This is a genomic window from Blastomonas sp. (assembly GCF_041747255.1).
GTDB lineage: Bacteria > Pseudomonadota > Alphaproteobacteria > Sphingomonadales > Sphingomonadaceae > Blastomonas.
This window is the reverse complement of record NZ_JBGTFM010000477.1, coordinates 1-3193: the sequence shown is the minus strand read 5'-3', so window position 1 is coordinate 3193 and position 3193 is coordinate 1. Positions and strand designations below refer to the sequence as shown.

General features: G+C 62.0%; 3 protein-coding genes. 1 reads left to right on the top strand and 2 read right to left on the bottom strand.

Annotation, left to right across the window (positions count from 1 at the left end; translation table 11 throughout):
• A partial coding sequence (locus ACEW8G_RS15805) for a glutamate-5-semialdehyde dehydrogenase (protein WP_373489353.1) occupies positions 1-1078 on the bottom strand: 1078 nt, incomplete at its 3' end.
• Positions 1079-1127: 49 nt separating this feature from the next.
• Entirely contained in the window at positions 1128-1934 is an 807-nt protein-coding gene (locus ACEW8G_RS15800; protein ID WP_373489352.1) for a pyrroline-5-carboxylate reductase family protein, read from the bottom strand.
• Between the two features lie 186 nt (positions 1935-2120).
• Between ACEW8G_RS15800 and proB the strand changes: the two genes are divergently transcribed.
• Positions 2121-3193, top strand: a 1073-nt coding sequence (gene proB, locus ACEW8G_RS15795; protein ID WP_373489354.1) for a glutamate 5-kinase, incomplete at its 3' end; no start/stop codon positions are given.

The window sequence follows — 3193 nt, the reverse complement described above, 5'->3', positions numbered from 1 at the left end:
CGATCGCCGAGTCGGCTTCGGCCAGAAAGCGTTCTGCGGTTGCGGTGTCCTCCGTCACGATCGCGTCGGTATGGCCCGAGCCGTGTTCAGCGATATGGGCGAGGGCGCCGTCGAGGCCATCGACCAATCCCACCGCCGCGGTTGCATCGAGAAACTCGATTCCGAAATCCGTTTCACGTCGGATTTCGCAGCCCGCCGCCTCCAACGCCGCAATCAGCGCTTCGCTGTGCGGCCAGGCACGGTCGATCAGCAACGTCTCCATCGCCCCGCACACCCCGGTGCGGCGCAGCTTGGCGTTGCGGATGATCGCGACGGCCTGGGCAATGTCGGCCTCGGCATGGACATAGCTGTGGCAGTTGCCATCGAGGTGCAGCAACGTCGGCACGCGCGCCTCACGCCGCACCAGTTCGACCAGCCCGCGCCCGCCGCGCGGAATGGCGAGATCAATGTGCTCGGTCGCATGCAGCAGTTCGGTCACTGCCGCGCGATCTGTCGTGCCAACGGTCTGCACGCACTCTAACGGCAAGCCTGCGGCCTTGAGGCCCGCCTGCATGCAGCCGACGATGGCCTTGGTCGAGCGCGCGCTTTCAGATCCGCCGCGCAGGATGATCGCGTTGCCCGATTTGATGCACAATGCGCTGGCATCGGCACCCACGTTTGGCCGCGATTCATAGATCATCGCGATCACCCCGATGGGCACCGCGATGCGGCGGATATCGAGCCCGTTGGGGCGCTTAAACTGCGCGAGCTCGCGGCCCACCGGGTCGGGCAGCGCGGCGATGTCATCGAGCGCCTGCGCGATGGCAGCGATCCGGCCCTCGTCGAGCCGCAGCCGGTCAATGAAAGATGCGGGCTTGCTGTCGCCCAGTTCGGCGATGTCAGCGGCGTTGGCTGCGATCAGCGCAGGGGTGGCTGCGCGCAGTGCTTCAGCGGCGGCACGCAGCGCCCGGTTCTTCGTGTCCGTGTCCGCGCGCGCCAACTGCCGCGCAGCAGCGCACGCCGCTGTGCCCAGTGCGAGCACATGGTCGCGCGCGTCATTCGTATCGGTGGTCGTGGCGATGGATTCCATCATGGTCATGGATTTACTCTCCGGCCCTTCGGCCTCAATCTGATGGTGGCTGATGCGATCAGCGCAATTCTACCGCGCGGTCATAGGCGGCGTTGAGCGTTGCCTCAAGTCGCGCGCTCAAGACCCCGTCGCCGTTCAGGGCATCGAGGCCCGCTGCCGTGGTGCCGTTCTTGCTGGTGACGCTGGTGCGCAGCTCCGCAAGGCTGGCGGATGAGGCGCGCGCCATCGCCACCGTGCCCGCCATGGTATCGAGCACCAGCCGCCGGGCGTCATCGGGCGCAATGCCCAGCGCCTCGGCTGCCTCGACATAGCTGCGGGCGATTTCGAAGACATAGCCCGGGCCCGATCCGGCGACAGCGGTCAGCCGGTCGAGCATGTCCTCATCCTTCACCCACAGGGTTGATCCCGCCGCCGCCATCAAGGCCTCAATGGCATCACGCTGCGCGGGGCTTGCCGTTGCATCGGCGCACAGCCCGCTGACACCCTGGCCAATCGCCGAGGGCAGGTTGGGCATCACGCGGACAATGGGGGCTTCGCCGCTGAGCGCGTGCAGTCGCGCGATCGAGCAGCCCGCAGCGATCGAGGCGACAAAGCCACCGGCGGCCAGCCGGGGGGCGTAATCGGGAAGAACATCGGCAACCAGTTGCGGTTTCACCGCAACAATCACCAGATCGAAGACCGAGCCGTCAATTGGCGGCGGCTCGCGCAGGAATGTGACCGGGTCGGTGTCGTCCGCGTCGCCCGGCTCTACCGCAGGATCGATCACGAAAAACCGGTGACCGGCAAAACGCTCCGCCGCCACCGCGCGCCATTGGGTCAGCAGCGCGCCACCCATTTTTCCGTGTCCGATCAACGCAATGCGCAAAGCTGTTCCCTTCAAGTCTCGCCATCGAAGCCCAATTGCAAAATGCCTCACACCATATCTACTGAAGCACAAATTTGAACGCGGGTTGATAAATGTTAATGTTGTGGATATAGGGCGCTATGTCAAAGATGGTTTGCTATGTCAAACGTGATGGCATTTTATATGTCATTGATACGAAATTTAGCGATGCTCTTGTATCGCCGTACTAAAATAAATGAGCAAGTTGTGAAAAAATCTAAGCGTATTGTTATTAAAGTTGGGTCCAGCCTTTTAACTGATCAAAATAGACTTGTTCCACGTTGGGCATTTCTACAAAGACTTATGGAAGATATGGCGCTGCTGACCTCGCAGGGCTACGAAGTCATCCTCTGCTCGTCGGGCGCCGTCTCGCTGGGCATGAAGATGATCGGAATAACCCCGGGAACCGCCGGTTTGCGCGACAAGCAGGCGGCAGCCGCCTGTGGAATGCCGCTACTGCTCAATGCGTATAAGCAGATCGGCCACGAATATGATCTCAACATTGCGCAAGTGCTGGTGACACTGGGCGATTTTGGCGATCACCGCCGTTTCCTCAACACCAAAAATACCCTGCACCGGCTGCTCGAAGCGGGCGTGCTGCCGATCATCAACGAGAATGACACGATCACCACGGAAGAGATTCGCGTCGGCGATAATGACCGGCTCGCCGCCAAGGTGGCGCAGATGGTGCAGGCGCAGAATCTGGTGATCTTGACCGGGGTTGACGGGCTGTATGATCGCAATCCGGCTGAGCCCGGCGCGCAGTTGGTCGAGACGGTCCACGACGTCAGCCAGTATCTGGCGGTGACCAGCGGTGTCAGCACTTTGGGCACCGGCGGCATGTTCACCAAGATGCAGGCGGCCAACATGGCGCAGAACGCTGGCTGCACGACACTGATCGCCAATGGAGAGGCCGACAATCCGATCTCCTCGGTGATGAGTGGGGAGCGGCGCTGCACAACGTGCGTGGCGCATGAAGAGCCGGCAGATAGCTGGGCTGCATGGCTGACCGATCGTCTGCAGATGGATGGCAGCATCGTGGTGACCAACGCGGCGGCTGACTCGATGGCCGATGGCACGCGCGGCATTGATCGCAACGATGTCGTGTCGAGCTGCGGCAATTATGTGAAGGGCGATGTCATCCACATCTACGATGAGAACGGCGTTGAACGGGCGCGCGGCATGACCGATTTTTCGTCAGAGCAAACCGCGATTCTCGTGCGCAACCTCGACATTCCGGT